This is a genomic window from Terrabacter sp. P5_B1 (genome assembly GCF_056400505.1).
In genome coordinates, this window is record NZ_JBFULD010000029.1 from 1 (window position 1) to 19721 (window position 19721).

Annotated in this window: 18 protein-coding genes; 6 read left to right on the top strand and 12 right to left on the bottom strand. The window is 68.9% G+C overall.

The annotated features are described in order from the left end of the window. A partial coding sequence (locus AC1DP0_RS03945; RefSeq protein ID WP_478082579.1) for a 1-acyl-sn-glycerol-3-phosphate acyltransferase occupies positions 1-210 on the bottom strand: 210 nt, incomplete at its 3' end. A 280-nt stretch (positions 211-490) separates the two neighbouring features. On the opposite strand from AC1DP0_RS03945, the gene acs reads away from it, so the two are divergent. Next, positions 491-2485 carry an acetate--CoA ligase gene (acs, locus tag AC1DP0_RS03950; protein WP_478082580.1) on the top strand — a complete coding sequence of 665 codons (1995 nt, stop codon included), beginning with the start codon at positions 491-493 and terminating at the stop codon, positions 2483-2485. 213 nt (positions 2486-2698) lie between these two features. Here acs and AC1DP0_RS03955 read toward each other — a convergent pair whose 3' ends face one another. Beyond that, a complete protein-coding gene (locus AC1DP0_RS03955; RefSeq protein WP_478082581.1) occupies positions 2699-4048 on the bottom strand; it encodes an HNH endonuclease signature motif containing protein in 1350 nt (449 codons plus the stop codon). Positions 4049-4111: 63 nt separating this feature from the next. Between AC1DP0_RS03955 and AC1DP0_RS03960 the strand changes: the two genes are divergently transcribed. The 4 genes from AC1DP0_RS03960 (at position 4112) to AC1DP0_RS03975 (ending at position 8021) form a co-directional block, all read left to right on the top strand. Then, on the top strand, positions 4112-4402 hold the full coding sequence (locus AC1DP0_RS03960) for a hypothetical protein (protein ID WP_478082582.1): 291 nt from the start codon (positions 4112-4114) through the stop codon (positions 4400-4402). Between the two features lie 110 nt (positions 4403-4512). Then, positions 4513-5058 carry an NADPH-dependent FMN reductase gene (locus AC1DP0_RS03965; RefSeq protein WP_478082583.1) on the top strand — a complete coding sequence of 182 codons (546 nt, stop codon included), beginning with the start codon at positions 4513-4515 and terminating at the stop codon, positions 5056-5058. 71 nt (positions 5059-5129) lie between these two features. Continuing rightward, positions 5130-6929 carry a DEAD/DEAH box helicase gene (locus AC1DP0_RS03970; RefSeq protein ID WP_478082596.1) on the top strand — a complete coding sequence of 600 codons (1800 nt, stop codon included), beginning with the start codon at positions 5130-5132 and terminating at the stop codon, positions 6927-6929. A gap of 285 nt (positions 6930-7214) precedes the next feature. Further along, complete coding sequence (locus AC1DP0_RS03975; RefSeq protein ID WP_478082584.1) at positions 7215-8021, top strand: helix-turn-helix domain-containing protein; 807 nt, start codon at positions 7215-7217, stop codon at positions 8019-8021. A 76-nt stretch (positions 8022-8097) separates the two neighbouring features. On the opposite strand, the gene AC1DP0_RS03980 is transcribed toward AC1DP0_RS03975, so the two are convergent. The 10 genes from AC1DP0_RS03980 to AC1DP0_RS04025 form a co-directional block, all read right to left on the bottom strand. After that, positions 8098-8703 carry a class I SAM-dependent methyltransferase gene (locus AC1DP0_RS03980; protein ID WP_478082585.1) on the bottom strand — a complete coding sequence of 202 codons (606 nt, stop codon included), beginning with the start codon at positions 8701-8703 and terminating at the stop codon, positions 8098-8100. A gap of 742 nt (positions 8704-9445) precedes the next feature. Further along, complete coding sequence (locus AC1DP0_RS03985; protein WP_478082586.1) at positions 9446-9685, bottom strand: hypothetical protein; 240 nt, start codon at positions 9683-9685, stop codon at positions 9446-9448. Between the two features lie 1019 nt (positions 9686-10704). Then, complete coding sequence (locus tag AC1DP0_RS03990) at positions 10705-11625, bottom strand: type II secretion system F family protein (protein ID WP_478082587.1); 921 nt, start codon at positions 11623-11625, stop codon at positions 10705-10707. A 1-nt stretch (position 11626) separates the two neighbouring features. Next, positions 11627-13615, bottom strand: coding sequence for a type II secretion system F family protein (locus AC1DP0_RS03995; protein WP_478082588.1), 1989 nt, complete (start codon positions 13613-13615; stop codon positions 11627-11629). Beyond that, positions 13612-14994: a CpaF family protein gene (locus tag AC1DP0_RS04000; protein ID WP_478082589.1), complete on the bottom strand. Its 1383-nt coding sequence runs from the start codon at positions 14992-14994 to the stop codon at positions 13612-13614. Before AC1DP0_RS04000 ends, AC1DP0_RS03995 begins: the two co-directional genes overlap by 4 nt. Then, positions 14991-16160, bottom strand: a complete 1170-nt coding sequence (locus AC1DP0_RS04005; protein ID WP_478082590.1) for a CpaE/TadZ family protein — start codon at positions 16158-16160, stop codon at positions 14991-14993. Before AC1DP0_RS04005 ends, AC1DP0_RS04000 begins: the two co-directional genes overlap by 4 nt. After that, on the bottom strand, positions 16157-16951 hold the full coding sequence (locus AC1DP0_RS04010; protein WP_478082591.1) for an RcpC/CpaB family pilus assembly protein: 795 nt from the start codon (positions 16949-16951) through the stop codon (positions 16157-16159). Before AC1DP0_RS04010 ends, AC1DP0_RS04005 begins: the two co-directional genes overlap by 4 nt. Positions 16952-16968: 17 nt before the next feature. Continuing rightward, positions 16969-18237: a pilus assembly protein TadG-related protein gene (locus tag AC1DP0_RS04015; protein WP_478082592.1), complete on the bottom strand. Its 1269-nt coding sequence runs from the start codon at positions 18235-18237 to the stop codon at positions 16969-16971. Beyond that, a complete protein-coding gene (locus tag AC1DP0_RS04020) occupies positions 18225-18689 on the bottom strand; it encodes a TadE/TadG family type IV pilus assembly protein (protein ID WP_478082593.1) in 465 nt (154 codons plus the stop codon). Before AC1DP0_RS04020 ends, AC1DP0_RS04015 begins: the two co-directional genes overlap by 13 nt. 30 nt (positions 18690-18719) lie before the next feature. Next, positions 18720-18911, bottom strand: coding sequence for a Flp family type IVb pilin (locus AC1DP0_RS04025; RefSeq protein ID WP_478082594.1), 192 nt, complete (start codon positions 18909-18911; stop codon positions 18720-18722). Positions 18912-19334: 423 nt separating this feature from the next. On the opposite strand from AC1DP0_RS04025, the gene AC1DP0_RS04030 reads away from it, so the two are divergent. Beyond that, a complete protein-coding gene (locus AC1DP0_RS04030; RefSeq protein ID WP_478082595.1) occupies positions 19335-19700 on the top strand; it encodes a hypothetical protein in 366 nt (121 codons plus the stop codon). Positions 19701-19721: the final 21 nt, after the last annotated feature.

A 19721-nucleotide genomic window follows, 5' to 3' on the forward strand; every position in this document is an offset into this window, starting at 1 on the left:
GTGCTTGGCGAGGAACCGCACGAAGCGGCCGCGCCGGCGGCCGACGAGACCGACGAAGAGGAAGTCGAGGAAGCCGACGTGGTTGCTGGCGAGGACGGCACCGCCCTCTCGCGGGAGGTGCTCCGCGCCGCGCGCCTCGACGCGCAGGCCGAGGACCGCGAAGACGACGAGGCCCGCGCGGACGACGAGGCGGTAGGTCCGGTCGGTCACACCTCATCTTCGTCCCACGAGCGCGTCCGGATGGCCTGACACCCGGGCGCCCGCCGCTTGGCTCCGGGGGCGTATGCCGTACGCCCGGGTCGGGCGGTCCGAGGCTGGACCGCTCGCCCGCGATGCGGGACCGCTCGCCGGACTACTGACCGGTAGGGATGAGACCCTCCTCACTACGGCCGTCCAGCGCGAACTAGCCTGAGTATGAGTTGTTCCAACGACGTCGACCCTGCCAGGGACTGCCGAAGACCGTGCGGGCGGCGCGACCGCACCACCGTCGATGCGAAAGGGTGTCACCGTGACCAAAGAGCCGCTCGAGAACCTTGTCCACGAGGGCCGGACCTTCCCGCCACCATCCGACTTCGCCGCCCAGGCGAACGGCGCTGCGGACCTCTACGACCAGGCGGATGCCGACTWCGAGGGCTTCTGGGCCGAGCAGGCCCGGACCTACGTGACGTGGAGCAAGCCCTTCACTCAGTCGCTCGACTGGAGCAACCCGCCCTTCGCGAAGTGGTTCGCCGACGGTGAGCTCAACGCGTGCGTCAACGCCGTCGACCGCCACGTCGAGGCCGGACGCGGCGACAAGGTGGCCATCCACTTCGTCGGTGAGCCCGAGGGCGACACCCGCGACATCACGTACTCCGACCTGCACGCCGAGGTCCAGCGCGCGGCAAACGCCCTCGCCGACCTTGGTGTCGGCAAGGGCGACACCGTCGCGATCTACCTGCCGATGATCCCCGAGGCCGCGGTCGCGATGCTCGCGTGCGCCCGTCTCGGCGCGCCGCACTCCGTCGTCTTCGGCGGCTTCTCCGCCGAGGCGCTGCACTCGCGGATCAACGACGCGGAGGCGAAGGTCGTCATCACCTCCGACGGTGGCTACCGACGCGGCGCGCCCGCGGCCCTCAAGCCGGCCGTCGACGCGGCGCTCGACCACGGCGACACGTCCGTCGAGCACGTGCTCGTCGTCAGGCGCACCGGGCAGGACACGGCCTGGAACGACCGCGACGTCTGGTGGCACGACGCGCTCGAGAAGGCTGACCCGACCCACGAGGCCCAGTCGTTCGAGGCCGAGCACCCGCTCTTCATCCTCTACACCTCGGGCACCACGGGGAAGCCGAAGGGCATCTTCCACACGACCGGCGGCTACCTGACCCAGGCGGCGTACACGAACGCCGTCGTCCACGACGTCCACCGCGACACCGACGTCTACTGGTGCACCGCCGACATCGGCTGGGTCACCGGCCACTCGTACATCGTCTACGGGCCGCTCACCAACGGCGTCACCCAGGTGATGTACGAGGGCACTCCCGACACCCCGCACCAGGGCCGCTGGTGGGAGATCATCCAGGACTACAAGGTCACGATCCTCTACACCGCMCCGACGGCCGTGCGCACCTTCATGAAGTGGGGTGCCGACATCCCGGCGAAGTTCGACATGAGCTCGCTGCGCCTGCTCGGGTCGGTCGGCGAGCCGATCAACCCAGAGGCGTGGCTCTGGTACCACAAGCACATCGGCGGCGGCCGCGCCCCGATCGTCGACACGTGGTGGCAGACCGAGACCGGCGCGATCATGATCAGCCCGCTGCCCGGTGTCACGACGCTCGAGCCCGGTTCGGCGCAGAAGCCGATCCCCGGCATCAGCGCCGAGATCCTCGACGACGAGGGGCAGCCGTTCACGACGCCCGAGCAGGTGGGTTACCTCGTGCTGACGAAGCCGTGGCCGGCGATGCTGCGCGGCATCTGGGGCGACCCTGAGCGCTACAAGGAGACGTACTGGTCCCGGTTCGGCGAGAAGTACTACTTCGCCGGCGACGGCGCGAAGTACGACGCGAACGGCAACATCTGGCTGCTCGGTCGCGTCGACGACGTCATGAACGTCTCGGGCCACCGCCTCTCGACGGCCGAGATCGAGTCAGCGCTCGTCTCGCACCCGAAGGTCGCCGAGGCCGCGGTCGTCGGCGCCAACGACGAGACGACCGGCCWGGCCGTGTGCGCCTTCGTCATCCTGCGCCAGGAGTTCGTCGAGGAGGCCGACGAGCCGGGCGAGGGCAAGGACCTCGTCCAGGAGCTGCGCAACCACGTGGCCAAGGAGATCGGCCCGATCGCGAAGCCCCGCTCGATCATGATCGTCAGCGAGCTGCCGAAGACCCGCTCCGGCAAGATCATGCGCCGCCTGCTGCGCGACGTCGCCGAGGGCCGCGAGGTCGGCGACGTGACGACCTTGGCCGACAGCTCCGTCATGGACCTCATCAAGACGGGCATGTCGGCCAGCTGACCGCCTGACCTTCGCGCGCGGTCCCCGGCCGCCAGAGCACGTAGGCCGCCCGCCTCCCTCTCGTGGGGAGGCGGGCGGAGTGCATGGCGCGCCTCCTCTCGATGAGGGGCACGCGGTTTTGGCGTGGCGCGCCCACCCCCCCCGCGCCGGACGGCGCCTGCGGCACCCATGCCGCTGACCCCGCCGTTGCCGGCGAGGTGCGGGGCGGGGGAGCTAGACGTGCCAGGTGACACCGGTCGGGGTGACGGTGGCGGTCAGGCTGCGCTGGTGGACCACAGTGTGGTGCCGGCCGCAGAGCAGGGCCCCGTTGTCCAGGTCGGTCGGTCCGCCGTGGAGCCAGTGGGTGACGTGATGGGCCTCGCACCACATCGGCGGGACGGTGCAGCCGGGGTAGCTGCAGCCTTGGTCGCGGGCGGCGAGCGCCCGGCGCTGAGCCGGGGTGAAGAGGCGCCGGGTGTAGCCGAGGTCGAGGACCTCGGACTCCGCACCGAGGACCATGGGCACGATGCCGGCCTCGCAGGCAAGACGTCGCACGGCCGACGGTGAGAGCGCCGCGTCGGTGTCGAGCATGCCGACACCTCGCAGGGCGTCCATCAGCGCCTCGAGGGACATGGTGATGACCAGGGTCGCGCGCGGGGAGCGGGTGACGCCCTCGGGGGCGGCGACGCCGCGGCCGATGATCTCGAGCAGCGCGTCGGCCCGGCGCGTGGCTGCAGTGCGCGGATCCTTCTCTCGCACCACAGGGTCGGTGCGGCCCTCGCACCCATCACTCTTGGGGCGCGTTTCGGTAGCGGAGCTCTCCGCGCCGTTCCGGTCCGATGCGAGGTCGGATGCGAGGTCGGGACGGGGTCGCGACAGCCGGTCGATGGCCGCCTCGACGATGGCGGCCCCCTCCGGGTCGAGGCGCAGCTCGAAGACGGTGAACCCGGCACACGAACGCACCTTGCGGAACGATCGGCCCAACCGCAGCCCCGCCTCCTCGGACTCGCGCTCGGAGGGCGGTTTGAGCGTGGCGCGGGCGTGTGCGATGAGCCGGCCGAGCTCACGATCGGTGAGGACATCGCTCGCCTCGACCATCGACTGAACGATCGCGTCGAGGTGCTCGGGGTCGGCGATGCGGGCGACGTCGTCGTGGAAGCGGATGATCGCGGCGGCGTGCCCGACCGGCACCTCCGAGGCCGCGACCCTGGCGGCCAGGGCTGCCCACCGGGGCTCGTTCATCGCGGCACCGACCCGGGTCAGCGCCACGGCGGCGGGCCCGTCGAGCCCACCACCGCTGCCGTGGCCCGCGAGCCCGGCGCCGGCCTGCAGGCGGAGCCAGTCGGTGCGCGAGAGCCCCTCCTCGGCTCCCAGGCCACGGGAGTCCGCCTCGCGCGCCAACACCGCGGTGAGCGAGTGGCTGAGCTCGCGCACGGCCTGCGCCTGCCCGATGACCTCACCCACGTCACCCTCCGCCAAGGCCCAGGTGGGGAAGTCGCGCGTCAGGTCGCGCAGCGTCTGAGCCATGGAGCGCAGCACGTCGACGAGGCTCTCGGACTCGAGGTCGGCGGGTGCTGTGCTCATGACAACCACGATAGAGTCGACCACTGACAACGCATGACTTCGTCACACAGCAGGAGCAGCCTGATGACCGACACACCTCGCGGAGCCGACCGCACGAAGGTCCTGTCCGTCCGTCTCACCGCAGAGGAGCTCGACGCGCTGTCCGCCCGCGCCACCGAGGTCGGCGTGGGCCCGTCGACCCTCGCCCGTACCTTCGTCCGGCAGGCACTGGCCGGCACGCGCCAGTCACCAACCGCTCCGTCGTCCACTCCCCCATCAAGGCACTCGAGCCTCGAAACCCACCTCCAGGCGCTGGTCGACGCCGACCTCGTGGCCCGCGTCGAGGCGCTCGAGAGGCGGGCGGCCCAGGACTGACCCCGCACGCACGAGGCGGCGGACGGCATACGCGATCCGGTGTGAGCCGGGCCACACGGCGAGCGGGACGTGGCTGGAATGCGCGCCCACCCGTGATAGTTGGTTGAAGCGTGAAGCAACTTCGTATCGTCGTCTCCAGCACCCGCCCCGGCCGCATCGGCCCGAAGGTCGCCGAGTGGGTCGCCGCCCAGGCACCCGCGAGCGAGTGGGAGGTCGAGCTGCTCGACCTGTCCTCGCTGCCGTTCTTCGACGAGGAGGACATGCCGCGCAACGGCAACTACGCCAAGCCGCACACCAAGGACTGGGCCTCGAAGGTCTTCGAGTCCGACGCGATCGTCGTCGTGACGCCGCAGTACAACCGCAGCTTCCCGGCACCGATCAAGAACGCCATCGACTACCTCTTCGCCGAGTGGGACGCCAAGCCCATCGCGCTCGTGGGCTACGGCTGGAACGGCGCGAGCGACGCCACCGCGGACCTCACGAAGGTCCTCGAGCACGTCCGGGCGGACGTCGTCGGGGCGACCGGTCTCGTCTTCACCCAGGACGTCTCCCCCACGGGTGAGCTCGACGTCACCGACGAGCGCCGCGCCGAGCTCGGTGCACTTCTCGACTCGCTGGCCGCCAAGGTCGATGAGCCCGTCGGCGCCAGCGCCTGACCGCAGCCCGGGGGAGGAATGTCGCGCACCCCACCCGACGCACTACCGTCAGGGGGGTGAGTGAGCAGAGCATGCAGTCTGAAACGCCCGAGCCCGCCGTGGATGCGGCGAACACAGCGGAGGCAACCACGTCCGACCAGGTGAGCTTCGCCGACCTCGGCCTCGACGAGAAGGTGCTCAAGGCGCTGCGCGACGTCGGCTACGAGTACCCGTCGCCGATCCAGGCCGCGACGATCCCGGCGCTCCTCGAAGGACGCCACGTCGTCGGGCTCGCGCAGACCGGCACCGGCAAGACTGCTGCCTTCGCGCTGCCCATCCTCAGCCAGCTCGACCTCAAGCAGAAGAAGCCGCAGGCGCTCGTCCTCGCCCCCACGCGTGAGCTCGCCCTGCAGGTGTGCGAGGCGTTCGAGCGGTATGCCGCGTGGATGAAGGGCGTGCACGTGCTGCCCGTCTACGGCGGGCAGGCGTACGGCGTGCAGCTGAGTGCGCTGCGCCGCGGGGTCCACATCGTGGTGGGCACCCCKGGCCGCATCATGGACCACCTCGAGAAGGGCACGCTGGACCTCAGCGAGCTGCGCTTCCTCGTGCTCGACGAGGCCGACGAGATGCTCAAGATGGGCTTCGCCGACGACGTCGAGACGATCCTCGCCGACACCCCGGACGACAAGCACGTCGCGCTCTTCTCGGCGACGATGCCCGCGCAGATCCGCCGCATCTCGAAGAAGTACCTCCAGGATCCCGTCGAGATCACCGTGAAGTCGACGACGTCGACGGCGCYGAACATCACGCAGCGCTACCTCACGGTGAGCTACCCGCAGAAGGTCGACGCCCTGACGCGCATMCTCGAGGTCGAGAACTTCGAGGGGATGATCGTCTTCGTCCGCACCAAGAACGAGACCGAGACTCTCGCCGAGAAGCTTCGAGCGCGGGGCTTCTCGGCGATGGCGATCAACGGTGACATCGCGCAGAACCAGCGCGAGCGCACCGTCGACCAGCTGAAGTCGGGCAAGCTCGACATCCTCGTCGCCACCGACGTCGCCGCGCGCGGACTCGACGTCGACCGCATCAGCCACGTCGTCAACTACGACATCCCGACCGACACCGAGTCCTACGTGCACCGCATCGGCCGGACCGGCCGCGCGGGCCGCAGCGGTGACGCCATCTCGTTCGTCACGCCGCGAGAGCGCCACCTGCTCAAGGCGATCGAGAAGGCCACGCGCCAGTCACTCGTCCCGATGACGATGCCGAGCGTCGAGGACATCAACGCCACGCGCCTGACCCGCTTCGACGACGCCATCACCGCCGCCCTCTCGACCGACAAGATCGAGGCCTTCCGCGACGTCGTGGCGCACTACGTCAACGAGTACAACGTGCCGGAGGCCGACGTGGCTGCGGCGCTGGCGGTCGTGCTGCAGGGCGACGAGCCGATGCTGCTCGATCCCGACCAGGTCCGTCCCGCAAGGTCGTTCGACGACCGTGGCTCCCGTGATCGCCGTGATGACCGGGGCGATCGGGGCTCGCGGTCGGACCGCGGTGACCGCGGTGACCGCAGTGATCGCAGTGACCGGGGGCCGCGCCGCGGCTCGTCCGGCCCCATGGCGACCTACCGGATCGCCGTGGGCCGACGCCACCGGGTCGAGCCGCGACAGATCGTCGGCGCCCTTGCCAACGAGGGCGGCCTCGGGCGGCAGGACTTCGGGCACATCGACATCCGCGCCGACCACTCGCTGGTCGAGCTGCCCGCGACCCTCCCGCCGGGCACGTGGGACAAGCTGCAGTCGACCCGCATCTCCGGCCAGCTCATCGAGCTGAGCGAGTCGCAGGAGCGGGGCAGCCGTTCCGGCCCGGCGAAGTCCCACCGCAAGGGCTAGCGCGACTGACGGTCCCGGCCCCCAGCCCGTCAGGCACCCTCTCGCGAGAGTGCCTGACGCGCTGCCACCCCTGTCCCGGCGACACCCTTCACTGCGGCTCGGCAACGCTCGGCCTCCCACTGCCGGGCCCTGCCATTTCTGCCACGGATGTCCCTCTTCGTGCCATTGTGATGAGCGGCTCCATCACTGCACGAGTGTCTCTTCCGACACCTTGACGCCTGTCGTGACCGAGCCGACGACGACGACTGATGTCCAGGCGCGGGCGACTCCGCGGGAGGAGACCAGGTGGCGGACCTGCGACGAGTGGCGGCTGCGGCCACGGCGCGCGACCTCGCCGTGGCCGCAGCACGCGGTGACCCCTTGCTGCCGCTGCTGGCCGACGTCATGGCCGTGCTGCGCGCCGACGCCGGAGTCGGACTGACGCGGCTGAACCTCGGCGATGGCGGCATCGACGTCTCCGCCGAGGTGCACGGGTCGCGCCCCGTCACCGCCGAGATGGCCCGCCTCGCAGCGGAGGTCGCCGACCAGCACCCAGCGATCCTCACGCTCTCGACCGCCCAGGCGACCAGGGTCAGTGACCTCGTGTCGATCCGGGACTTCTGGCACACCGACGTCTACGAGCGCATGCACGGACATGCCGACGGGCGCTACCCGATCGCCGTCATGCTGCACCAGTCGCCCACGGGTGTCACGTTCCTCGGAGCCCACCGCACGCATACGGACTTCCGACCGGACGACATCGACCTCATCGAACAGATCCAACGGCCCCTCGTGGCAGCGCTGACCTTCCGGGCGGCCCTCGAGGCCACCACGGCCGTGCTCCGCACCGAGCACCCCGAGCCGACGAACGGCTCCATCGCTCCGGCGCTGCTGCCGGCGGCGGCGCTGAGCGCCGACTACCGCCCCACGCAGCGTGAAGCGGAGGTGCTCACCCTCGCCGCCGCCGGCTGGACGAACGTGCGCATCGCCCGTCGCCTCGGCATCACCGAGCGCACCGTGCGCAAGCACCTCAGCTCGGTCTACGAGCAGTCAGGCCGTCGCGGCCGCGCCGCCGCAGCGGCCTGGTGGGCAGAACTTCGCGACCGGACCTGAACCAGACCAAGGGATCTCGCCGGATCAGAGCGATCGCCGCTTCAACAGCTGGTGGGCTTCGCCGACGGCGGCCGTGTCAGCTGGGTGGGCCGTCGAGGGTCGCCCGGACGCAGAACTCGTTGTAGATGAAGACCCTCCCCACGGGACGGGGGAAGGGGAAGCTGTAGGAGCGCTGCGGGGTCAGGCCCACCTCCCGGCACAGGCGCTCGATGTCTTCACCCGTGACGAAGCGCACGTGCGTGGGGTCGCTGCGGTAGCCCACTTCCTGAGGACAGATGACGAAGAGGACGCCGCCGGGCCGCAGGTAGGGCAGGTAGGAGCGCAGCAGGCCCCGGCCGGCCTCTTCGTCCATGTGCTCGAGCACGTGCGCAACGAGCAAGGCGTCGAACGACGCCGGCCGGGCTTCGTCGCTCGCCTCGAACTCCTCGACCGTCATGGCGCGCAGGCCGCCGCTCCTCGCCTGGGCGACCGCGTGCGCGTTGTGGTCGACGCCGACCGAGTCGGCACTGAGCGACATGAGGTTGCGTCCGATCCCGCAGCCGATGTCGAGCGTCCGGCCAAGGTGCTGGCGCTTGAGGTTGAGGCGATACGGCAGCTGAACGGGCAGGATCCGCTTCCACCACGCGCCCTGGAGGGCGCGCAAGCGCTCGGCATAGTTGGCGGACTCGGTGCTCTCGACCATGACGGGGTCTCTCCAGACGGTAGGGGGCCTCCCAGAGCGCCCACCCTAGCCCGCCCGGGCCTCCGACCGGGGGCAGCGGTCTCACGTGGCCTTCCCGAGGACGTCCTATACACACACGACCGGAGTCGAGGTGCGCCGCAGGAGCACTCAGGTCGTTCGAGCGGCCTTGGCGGTAGTGGTGGCTGCGGCGGGGCTCGCTGCCCTGTCGACCACAACCAGCGCAGTGAACGCGCCGAACGCTCTCACGCCGTCCCGAGGGCCGGATGCTTTCCCGTCACCGGTCCTTGCCTGGAACCGCGTTGCCGACGCGCCGAGCTACGACATGCAAGTGGCTTCGACATCCGCTTTCAGCCCGACACTCTTCACCAAGACCACGACGACCGGCAGGTCGTGCCGACCTCGCTGCTTCCCGAGGGCACCGTCTACTGGCGCGTGCGCTCGAACGCTGCCACCGGGCCGAGCGCCTGGGCGACCACGGAGATCTAGGTCGCTGCCACGCAGGCACCGACTCCGCTGGGCCCTCCGGACGACGGCCCCCTATCGAGCAACCTTCGAACCCGCCGTTGCTCTCCTGGGCCGCGGTTCAGGAGCGACGAGCTACTAGGCCGTCGCGGCCGTGCCGCCGCTTCGGCCTGGTGGGCGGAGCTGCGCGATAGAGGCTAGTCCTCGCGGGCTGCCGCGAAGGTCCCACAACCTTGCGTATGCCGTCCGCGCGGCCTATAGGACAACCCTGCGCCCGGCGTCAGGCCCGGGCGCGATGGCGTCCGAGGTGCCATCGGCCGCGGACGCGTGACGAAGGTGCCTCTGACGGCAGCGCAGCCGTACCTGTCACAACACCAGCCGACCGCCCTTCGGGCGGTGGTGGCGGCCAGTCCTTGCCGCGGACCAGCTCGGCTGACAGGTACTCGTCGGTCCAGCCGTCCGGGTCGCGGTAGCGCAGCCACCCGTCCCCGACGTAGAGCCACCCCTCTTGATTGTTCATGTCGTTCCCCCACCGATGCCAATGTCACCGGTCCCCCGACCGGTGGGTCAAACATAGGACCTCACCGAGTCGGCTTGTGCCAGTGCCCGATTAGTCGGTTCTCTCCCCATTGGGCCGCGCTCCGCACCATAGGAGGCGCGGGCCATCTTTGCGATCAGCAACGCGCGATGTCGCCGAGTATCAGCGCCGGTTCCGGGAGGCCCCGGCGGCGGCTCACCTCCGTCACGACCTGCGCGTTACAGAGGATGGCGTCCCAGGGCCTTGACGTTCGGGCGGCGGTACGGCGCAGTGAGCCCGGGGCGCGTCGTGCACGCCGGCCATTGCCGAGCTCGACAGCGATGGTGACAGCCAGGGCTGCGCTCCGAGAGGCGCGCGGCCCCGACCGTGGCGGCCTTGACCTCGAGACTTAGTCCCGCCTCCACCGTGTCCCTGATGTCGTCGGCGGCGACGGCCTCCTCGATCCCCGGCACCGTGAGGTTGAGACGAAGTCGTTGAGCACACGGTGCCGGCCGGAAGGCGCGCGATCTGAGCATCTAGGACCGTAGGAAAGACCGAGTGGGCTCGTCTGACCGCCGTGTTTGGCACGGCGAAGGCGACCGCGGCGGGCATTACAAAAGGGCGACGCGAGGAGGGCCGCCAATGCACGCCTACTTATCGGGGCTTGCCGCGACGACGGGTCGGGAGAAGCTCCGGCTGCTCCAGAAAAGGCACAGAAGGTCGACAGCACTCCCAAGCCAGGCCACGGCCCCGAGAAGTGGTGCGTCTCCCAGAGATTCGAGCCGGCTTAGAGGCGCCACCGCGTGTCAGGTAGCGCTCGGCCCGGCGGCTAGCCACGGCCTGACCACACAGCACGAACATGGGACCGACGGAGTGACCAGAAAGGTTGCGAAGCGCTCCCTCGGGGGTCGACTCGTGCCTCAGCTACGACTCAGGAGTTCCTCATCCGGTGACATGCGCCGATCACGGGCTCTGGCCAGCGCAACGAACTGGAAGGAAGAACCCAGCGCCGTGCTGCTCAGTCAACCGCCGCTCATGCCGTCGAACATGCCCATCATGTTGATCGCACCAGGGCCGATGACGACGACGAAGAGCGCAGGGAGGATGCACACCATGAGGGGGAAGAGGATCTTAACCGTGACCTTCTGCGCCTTCTCCTCCGCCTTCTGACGCCGCGCAGTACGCATAGCCACGGACTGTTCGCGGAGCACCCCGGCTATCGGGAGTCCCAGTCGGTCCGCCTGCACAAGCGCGGTCGTGAAGTTCTTGACCTCCGAAAGGGTGACGCGGTCACCCATCCCGGCGAACGACTCCCCGCGGGACTTACCGAGCTGGATCTCCGAGATGACTCGGGCGAACTCGCCGGAGATGGGCCCCTCAATGTTGCGGGCCACCTGCATCAGGGCCGCGTCGAATCCCTGCCCGGCCTCAACACAGACGGTCAGCATGTCCAGAGCGTCTGCCAGCCCCTTCGACGTCTTCTCCTGACGCTTGAGGGCGACGTTGTAGATCAGAGCCTCTGGCAGGAAGAAGAAGGCGATCCCACCAAGGACGCCGTACATCAAGCCGGTGGTGGAGTAGTCGCCGTAGACGAAGCCCAGCACCATGCCGACGATCATCGCCGCGCCCTTGGCTCCCATGAGCCGCTCGACGGTCCATGGAGCCGGGTTGCCCGCCCGGTCGAGGAGCGTGGAGAGCCGCTCACTCGTGCCGCTGGGCGAAAGTCGCATAGCGAGCGCCCGCGTCTGGTCGAAGATCGGCATGACTAGCCGGTCCTTCGCCGCCAGCTCGCTCTTAGTCACAGACCTCTGCCCGACGGGAGCCTCGATGAGCATGAGGGACTTCGCGACCCCGGTCGTGCCTCCCGAGCCCCAGACGAGGGATACCACAGCCGCGACGATTCCCAGTCCGACCAAGCCGGCGCCCACGTAGATGGTTTCCATGTCAGACCTCGATCTTCACGATCTTCTGCATCCAGACGATTCCAAGGGCCATCAGCACGAGCGCCATCCCGCACATCATCAGCCCCATGCTCGTTGTCCAGAGCAGACTGACGTACTCCCGGCTGACGGYCATGAGGTAGAAGAAGACCCCGATCGGCAGCGCGACGAGGATCCAGGCCGAGAGCCGGCCCTCGGCAGAGAGGGCGAGCACCATCCGGCGCAGTACCTCACGCTCCCGCAGAGTTCCCGCGGTCGTATGCAGGGTGTCCGCCAGGTTACCCCCGACGTCCCGCTGGATGCGGATGGCCATAACGGTCCACCGCATCGCCGTGCTGTCCATCCGCTCGGCCATCCGCTCGAGCGCATCGGGCACGTCCGTACCGATCCGCGTCTCGGCAAGCGCCCTTGAGAACTCCTTGGCAGCCGGCTCGGCTGCGTCGCGGGAGACGGCGTCGAGAGCCTGGGGGAGCCCGAAGCCGCTGCGCAGGCTCGTGGACACCAGCATGAGGACATCGGGCAGAATCCGCTCGAAGGCCGTCGCCCGCCGCTTCGCGAGGAATCGAAGGACCAGTGGCGGGATCAGCAGCCCGAGGGCCGCGCCGACGCCGAGCCCGATCAGGTACGCCTCCCCGGCCAGGACCGCGCCTCCAGCAGTGCCGATGACGACGGCGATGCCACGCAGAACGAACCACTCTCCCGCCCGCAGTGGCAGGTCCGCGCGGTCCATGAGCTGCATCGTGGCGTGGGTCGACTTGCGGTCCTTCATGGCCCGCTCGCCGAAGTTTATGAGCTGCCCGGTCAGGGCGGTCTGCTGTTGCTGCTTTCCCTCCGCGCGCGACTTGGTGCGCACGGGAAGGACGTAGTTCTCGATCGCCGCGACCCGAAGCTCGCGCCTCGTCTGGAGGGTCGGTGTAAGCGACGTGCCCGCGAGCACGAGGACGCCGAGGGCGACCAAGCCGGCGGCGACCCACGGGTAGACGTTCTCCTGCGTCGTTGGAGACGTGGCCCACGGGACCGCGGCAGAGACAGTGTCGCCGCTCGGCGTCCCGGCCGGCTTGGCGGAGGGAGCCGGGGTCAGGGTCGGGCTCGCACCGATGAAGTCGACGGACTGCTGGAAGCCGAAGCTCGAGCTTCCGGCCTTGCCCTGCAACTCCAGCGCATGCGCGCCGGACAGTGGCTCGGGGGTGACGATCGTGAACTGGACCTGCGCGTCGAGGGACTTCGCCGAGGACTGGAACGCCGAGGCGACAGCCGCGGTGTCCCCGGCGGACACGACCGAGCCGCCATTTGCCAGGGCAAAGCCGCGAAGGGCGGTCGTGGCGTCCGGGTCGGTCGTGCGGAACTGGACGACGTCGACCCGCACGCTGGCTGCCTTGAGGCCGGACATGACCGATCCACGTGCCGCCGCCTTGTCGCCGGCCATGGTGTCGGCACCGTCACTCAGCAGGACGATGCTGCGGTCGCCATTCGCGCCGAGCGCCTTGATGGCGCTCTGCATCGCCGCAAAGAGGCTGGTGTTCCCCCTCGAGGCCAGGCCGTTGACAACGCGCTGGACGGCAGCCCGGTTCTTCGTCGGCGCCAGGTCAACGCCGGCTGTGCTGGCGAAGGACACGACGCCCACGAGGACGTCCGGCGGCACGGCCCGGAGGTAGCTCGCCGTCGCGGCGCGCACCGTCGCCATCCCGGACTGGCCCATCGAGCCGCTCGTGTCGATGACCAGCATGGCCCGGCGCTCGAGCCCGGGGATCTTGCGGATCGTGGCGGGCACCGACTGGCCGTCGATGGTGGCCTTGAGCGAGCCGGGGTCGACCTGGACGGCGTCCTTGCCCCGGAGGGTCAGGACGCCAGAGATGTTCGCCCCGTCGGTCTTGACGTTGCTCACCCCGCCCGTCACAGGGTCGTCGGCCATGGCCGCGCCGACCGAGGTGGGGCCCAGGCCTAGGACGATGGCGAGCACGGCGATGAGGCGGCGGGCGCGTGGTCGCCTCATAGCGCAGTCCCTCGGGCGAACAAGTGGAGAGGCAGCTCGACGCCGAGATCCGCGAGGTCCTGCGCGAAGCGAGGTCGGATGCCTGTCGCGACCAGTCCACCCTTGAACTTGCCTGCGTCGTCGCGTCCGGCGGAGAAGTCGAAGGTGAAGATGTCCTGGAGGGTGATGACGTCGGACTCCATGCCGACGACCTCGGTCACGGCGACGATGCGGCGTGACCCGTCCTTAAGTCGCGACTGTTGGATGATCAGCTCGACGGCGCCGGCGACCTGCTCGCGGATGGCCCGGACGGGCAGGTCGACGCCAGCCATGAGGACCATCGTCTCTAGGCGGGCGAGGCTGTCGCGCGGGGTGTTGGCGTGCACGGTCGTGATGGACCCGTCGTGGCCGGTGTTCATGGCCTGGAGCATGTCGAGGGCGGCGCCGTCGCGGACCTCACCGACGATGATCCGGTCGGGGCGCATACGGAGGCAGTTGCGGACGAGCTCGCGAATCGTGATGGCCCCACGGCCCTCGACGTTGGGGGGACGGGCTTCCAGACGCAGCACGTGGTCCTGCTTCAGCTGGAGCTCCGCGGCGTCCTCGATGGTCACGATCCGCTCGTCGGGCGGGATGAAGGAGCTCAGCACGTTGAGGGTAGTGGTCTTTCCCGAGCCGGTGCCGCCCGAGATTATGACGTTGCGCCGGCCGCGGATGCACAACTCGAGGAAGTCGCGCACGCCCGTCGTCATGGTCCCGAAGCTGACGAGGTCACGGTCGTTGAACGGGTCGGCCGCGAACTTGCGAATCGTCAGCAGCGAGCCGTCGAGGGCGATCGGGGGCACGACCGCGTTGACGCGGGAGCCGTCGGGGAGACGGGCGTCCACCATCGGGCTCGCCTCGTCGACGCGTCGCCCGACCCGGCCGACGATCTTGTCGATCGTCCGTCGCAGGTGCAAGTCGTCGGAGAAGGTGGCCTCGACGGGGAAGAGCTTGCCGCCGCGCTCGATGTAGATCGAGTCCGGCCCGTTGACCATGATCTCTGTGACCTCGAGGTCACGCAGGAACGGCTCGAGCGGACCGTGTCCGAGGATGCCGTCCGAGACGTCCTGGGCGATCTTCATCCGGTCCGCGTGCGACAGCGGCGTCTGCTCGGAGTCGATGACCTGCTGCAGGGTCGTGCGCACCTGGGCGGCGAGCTCGGCCTCCGAAAGGTGCGGGTCATAGAGGCGCGGGCCGAGTGACTCGACGAGGGCCTGGTGGACGCGCTCCTTGACCGAGCTGAAGGGGTCGACGACGCGCCGCCTGATCTCAGGGCCTCGGGTCGTCGCCGCGGTGGGGTTCTCGAAGCTTGACTGAGCCTGCCGAGCCCGGTCGAGACGGTCTGCGAGGTTGCTCATCGCCTGCTCCTCAGGAGGCTGAAGTTGCGCTTGTGACCGTTCTGCAGGGTCTCACCGAAGCGCTGCCGAATCTCGGTGTCGGCCAGCTCGCGGATCGCCATCGACACAGGGTGTCTCGGCTCGTCGAGCACGAGCGGCACGCCGCGGTTCACCGACGCCGGCACGCTCAGGCTGTTCGGCACGTTGGCCGAGATCGGCTGCTTGAGGGCGGCCTCAACGTCCTCGGGTCTGAGCCCGACCTTCGTGTCTGCCCGGTTGAGCACGATGATGCGCCCCTCGCGGGAGGTCCCCAGCGTGTCGAGCGTGCTCATCGCGATGCGGAGGTTCTTGACCGCCGGGATGTCGAGGGTGGCGATGAGCAGCGTCAGGTCGCTGACGTCGAAAGCCGCCAGGACCTGCTCGGTGAACGCCGGCGGGGTGTCGACGACGACGTAGTCGTAGTGCGACCGGGCGATTCGGAGCAGCTCGACGACGACGTGGGCGGGGATCCGCTCCGAGTCGGCCGGGTCGGCTGGGGCGGCAAGCACGTCGAGCCCGCTCCCCTCGTGCTTGGTGACGACCGAGGCGAGCCCCTGCTGGTCGAGGTGCCCGCTCATGGCGACGATGTCGATGGACGAGCTCTGCGGGATCAGCTGGAGGCTGATCGCCACGTCGCCGAACATGAGGTCGAGGTCGACGAGCAGCGTCCGAGCTCCGGTCGAGGCCAGGTACGTCGCGATGTTGGTCGACATGCTGGTCTTGCCGACGCCGCCCTTGGCGGAAAAAACCGTGATGACGTGACCGTCGTGGTCGCCGACGGCGCTGTGCCCCACGAGCTGGGCCGTGAGCGCGATGCTGCGGCGCACGGCTTCGGCGAGGGCTGGCTGGTCGTCGACCTGGACGACCTCGCGGACGCCGCTGCGCAGGGCCTGGCCGAGCACGGTGACGTCGAGCCGGTGACGAAGGAGGATCACGCCGAGCTCGGGGCGGTCGACCCGCTCGTTCTCGGCGAGCTCGCAGGCCGCCTCGAGCGGGACGTCCGGGCCGATCACGACGAGCTGGTGGGTCAGATCCTCTTCGAGGGCCCGGCTTACGCGCGGGCCTGATTGGAGCTGCTCGACGTCGCCGCCCAGGGCGAAGCGATAGGCCTCGCTCGCGCCCGGATCGAGGTCCCAGAGGATGGTCATGGCAACACCGGGGAGAAGATGGTCAGGTCGTTGGTCTGGCCCTTCGGGTCGACCTTGACATCGGAGCCGCGCAGTCCGGCATACAGCTTGTACTCGTTGATCCCGTGGATCAGGCGCGTGGCCTGCTCCGGGGTGACCGCCACGGTGACGAGGAAGCTCGGTGCCGTGGTAGGTGCCGGCGTCGCCGACCCATCCGCGGCGACTGCCTGCTTCGGCGCTGCGAGCGCCGCGTCGCCGACTCCGATCACCTGGACGTCGTCGAGCAGCACGCCGGTGCCGTTGACGTCGCTGTCGTTGATGACCTTCGAGCGGGGGTCGTCGCCGATCGCCTTGATCTTGTAGGACGAGTAGATGGCGATGTGCGTGCCCGGCGTGACGAACTTGCCGACGCGGGCGGAGTCGGTCAACTCGACCGAGACCGCGAGCTTGCCGGACGGCACCTCGATGGCCTTCTCGCCGATCGGCGTCGCGCCGAAGCGCGACCCGATGAGGAACTCCCCGGGTTGGATGTCGGACAGTGCGAGCAGTGCGTTGTTGTCGGCGTCGATCGTCTGGAGGGCGCCGATCGGCAGCGCCCGGGCCGCGACCTGCGTCTCGGCGATGAGTTCGGTGCGCTGGGCGTCCTTGAGCGTCGTGCCCGACGGGATCAGCTTCTGGGCGACCCAGACGGTCGTCGGCTCCTGGCTGGCCAGGGCCCGGGCGTCGGCGTTCTTCGCGTAGGTGACTACCAGGGCCGCGCCACCGACGGCGAGCACGACGGCCACGACGATGGCGAGGATGCGACGATTCATGTCAGGAAGCTTTCTTTTCAGCCGGCGGGCTTGACGACAGTCAGGCCGTAGTTGGGGGTCCCACCAGGTGGGGGCGGGGCGATGTCGCCCTGGGTGACGAGGTCCTTGAGGAACCAGCCGAAGATGCACCGGTCGGGGTTTGCGCACGCGTAACCACCGGGCGGGCGGATGCTCGCCTTCTGTGATTGCGTGAGCCACCAGCCGCTCAGGTAGAACGCGGCATAACCAGAGATGTGGTAGTACGTGTTGTTTCCGGAGCCGGCATTGCAGTTCGTCGTCGCGGTGATGGTGATGGCGCTTGCCGCCATGCAGTCGAAGACCGGGACGTGGATGACCGTGCCGCGGTAGTTGTTCAGGTCAGGCGAACTGCAGCCGTCGTTGCCGGTGTCGCCGTGCACCCAGCCGTTGACGGGGACCGTGGCCAGGCAACTCGAGGCCGACACCGTGTCGAGCCAGGCGAAGCCACCCGGTGCGGTACCGCCGGGGCTGGATGTGTTGCATGTCGTCGGGTTGCCCTTCGAGTAGATTGCCCGCTCGAAGGCCGGCCACGGGCGCGTTGTCAGGTCGTAGCCGGGCCAGGCCCCTGAGGGGCCGGTCGGGTAGGTGGCCGTGCCGGGGCCGCTGTAGCCGGTTTGGCTCGTCCAGTCGCACTCCGACATGGTGAGGGCGAGGACGGTGTCCGACGTCGGCGCCACCGGACCGTAGGCGGCCCGGGCGCAGGCCGTGTGCGACTTCCCGGTGAAGGCACCCGTGAGGGCCCGGCTGAAGATGCTGGGCAGGATCGTGTTGTTCGTCGCCGTCGACTTCGTCAGCGAATACGTCTCGACGTATGCCGTGAGCAGACCCTGGCCCGATGCGAGCGAGCTCGGCAGGGGCGGGCACTCCGCGAGGTTGGCGATGGGGGCGTTCGTGGCGGATGAGGCGCAGAGCGGCATGTTGAGGTTGCCGGTATTCCGGCCGCACATTCCGTCAGGGGCGTCAGCGCGCACTGCGAGCTGCGCGAGACCGTCAGCGGCGTTGAGTCCCGCCAAGCTGATCATCTCGGGCTTGTTGAGGGCCGGCGTGCACTTCGTCGTGTCCTTCGCGCAGTTCATGGCCAGGGCCATCGAGGTGGAGTCGGCGGCGTTCTGCAGCTGGCGACGCTCGAACATGATGCTGCCGACGTCGACCGTGAGGGCCAGCATGCCCATGACGACACCGCCGGCGAGCAGGATCGCGAAGATCGCTGCGACTGCCCCGCGCTCTCCGCGAACAACCCGACGTGGGAAGAGCTTCAGCCGCCGCACTTCATCACCGCCGTCGAGGAGAGGTTTCGGGTTGGGGGCACCGAGCCTCCGAAGAAGGCGACGGCGGGCCGCAGGAACACCCATGTGAGCTGGACCTGCACCTTGACCGTGGCCTGGCCACTCGCATTCGGGCAGGTCACCAGAGTCGGGTACGTAAGCGTGAGCCCTGGGGCCGCCGCATTGGCCCGCGTCTGGATGTCCGCGGCGGTCAACGTGCTGACCACCGCCGCTCGAGCCCCCTCGCGGGCCGCGTTCGCAAGCTGGATGTCGATGAAGAACGCGCGACCGAAGTCGACGATCCCCGCGATGATCAGGAGCATGAGAGGGAGTAATAGGGCGAACTCCACGGCGGATGCCCCCCGCTCTCCCCGCGCACCCCTGCGCCTAGTTGCCATCTTCCCTCCCTCCCCCACTGCCGTATTGATCTGTGGTGAGCGGCCGCCGGCTGCCATGTTTTGCGGTGGCCCCCCTACACGCTTAGGTCACATGTTGTCGTTGACGGTCGTGAAGGCCRYGTTGACCTTGGTACCGAGCGCCTTGACGACCACGACGATGACGGCGGCGATGAGGGCGACCATCAGGCCGTACTCGACGGCCGTGGCGCCATCCTCGTTGGTGAACTTGTCCTTGGCGACGTKGATGCGGGTCTGGATCTTCGCKGCGAGCGTGGTCATTTCGGGTTCCTCCCCGTAGCAGAGGGGCCCACCGTGTGTGAACCCCACGGGTAGGACATTAGGAGCAGGGCTCAGACATGTCCGGAAAATAGGGAAATCTTGCAGAAATCTGGAAAAAAACCGCGCTATCTGGACGTTTCGGGTGAACAGTATGGTACTCAGCGGGAAATCAGCCCCCTCAAGAACATGGCGCGTGTGCGCCCTCCCAGGGGGGACGACATCGCTGACGGCGCGCTTGAAGCTGGGGATCAGCCTGCGGCCTGCTCGCGTCCCGCTCGCGCATCCGACGGGGGCATGGTGTTCCGGTTCCTCGTCGTGGCCGGACCATAGGATCTGTTCTGAGCATAATGTGGGCGATTCCCTGAAAAGTCCCTTTCGCCTCGCAAGACAATGTCGACGGCCGCACCGCAGGAAGGGCCCCTGATGGTCACCGCACCCACGCTCGTCCTCGTCGCGGTCGCGGGAGCGCTCGCGGGCGGGGTCATCCAGGCGTGGATGAGCCGACAGCGCTACCGACTTGAGGAGGAGCGCTCCATCCCAAGGAGATTCGTCGGATGGATCGCCCCGGTAGGCGCGATTGCCAGCGCCCTAACTTGGTGGACGCTTGCTGGGGACAGGCCGTTGCTGGTGGCAACCGTGTACGTCATCGCGACGTGGGTGATGATGGTGCTTGCGGCGATCGACCTCGATGTCCACCGGCTGCCCGACGCGATCCAACTGCCGGCCTACCCGGTCACCGTGGTCCTGTTGGCCACCTGCTCGCTCTCGACCGGGACTGGGCGGCCATGAAGCGGTCACTCCTGGCCGGGG

Bases quoted from the DNA above. Each gene is read 5' to 3' on its own strand.
- AC1DP0_RS03955 (WP_478082581.1), bottom strand. From the start codon at position 4,048: ATGAGCACAGCACCCGCCGACCTCGAGTCCGAGAGCCTCGTCGACGTG.
- AC1DP0_RS03960 (WP_478082582.1), top strand. From the start codon at position 4,112: ATGACCGACACACCTCGCGGAGCCGACCGCACGAAGGTCCTGTCCGTC.
- AC1DP0_RS03980 (WP_478082585.1), bottom strand. From the start codon at position 8,703: ATGGTCGAGAGCACCGAGTCCGCCAACTATGCCGAGCGCTTGCGCGCC.
- AC1DP0_RS03985 (WP_478082586.1), bottom strand. From the start codon at position 9,685: ATGAACAATCAAGAGGGGTGGCTCTACGTCGGGGACGGGTGGCTGCGC.
- AC1DP0_RS03990 (WP_478082587.1), bottom strand. From the start codon at position 11,625: ATGGAAACCATCTACGTGGGCGCCGGCTTGGTCGGACTGGGAATCGTC.
- AC1DP0_RS04000 (WP_478082589.1), bottom strand. From the start codon at position 14,994: ATGAGCAACCTCGCAGACCGTCTCGACCGGGCTCGGCAGGCTCAGTCA.
- AC1DP0_RS04005 (WP_478082590.1), bottom strand. From the start codon at position 16,160: ATGACCATCCTCTGGGACCTCGATCCGGGCGCGAGCGAGGCCTATCGC.
- AC1DP0_RS04010 (WP_478082591.1), bottom strand. From the start codon at position 16,951: ATGAATCGTCGCATCCTCGCCATCGTCGTGGCCGTCGTGCTCGCCGTC.
- AC1DP0_RS04020 (WP_478082593.1), bottom strand. From the start codon at position 18,689: ATGGCAGCCGGCGGCCGCTCACCACAGATCAATACGGCAGTGGGGGAG.
- AC1DP0_RS04030 (WP_478082595.1), top strand. From the start codon at position 19,335: ATGGTCACCGCACCCACGCTCGTCCTCGTCGCGGTCGCGGGAGCGCTC.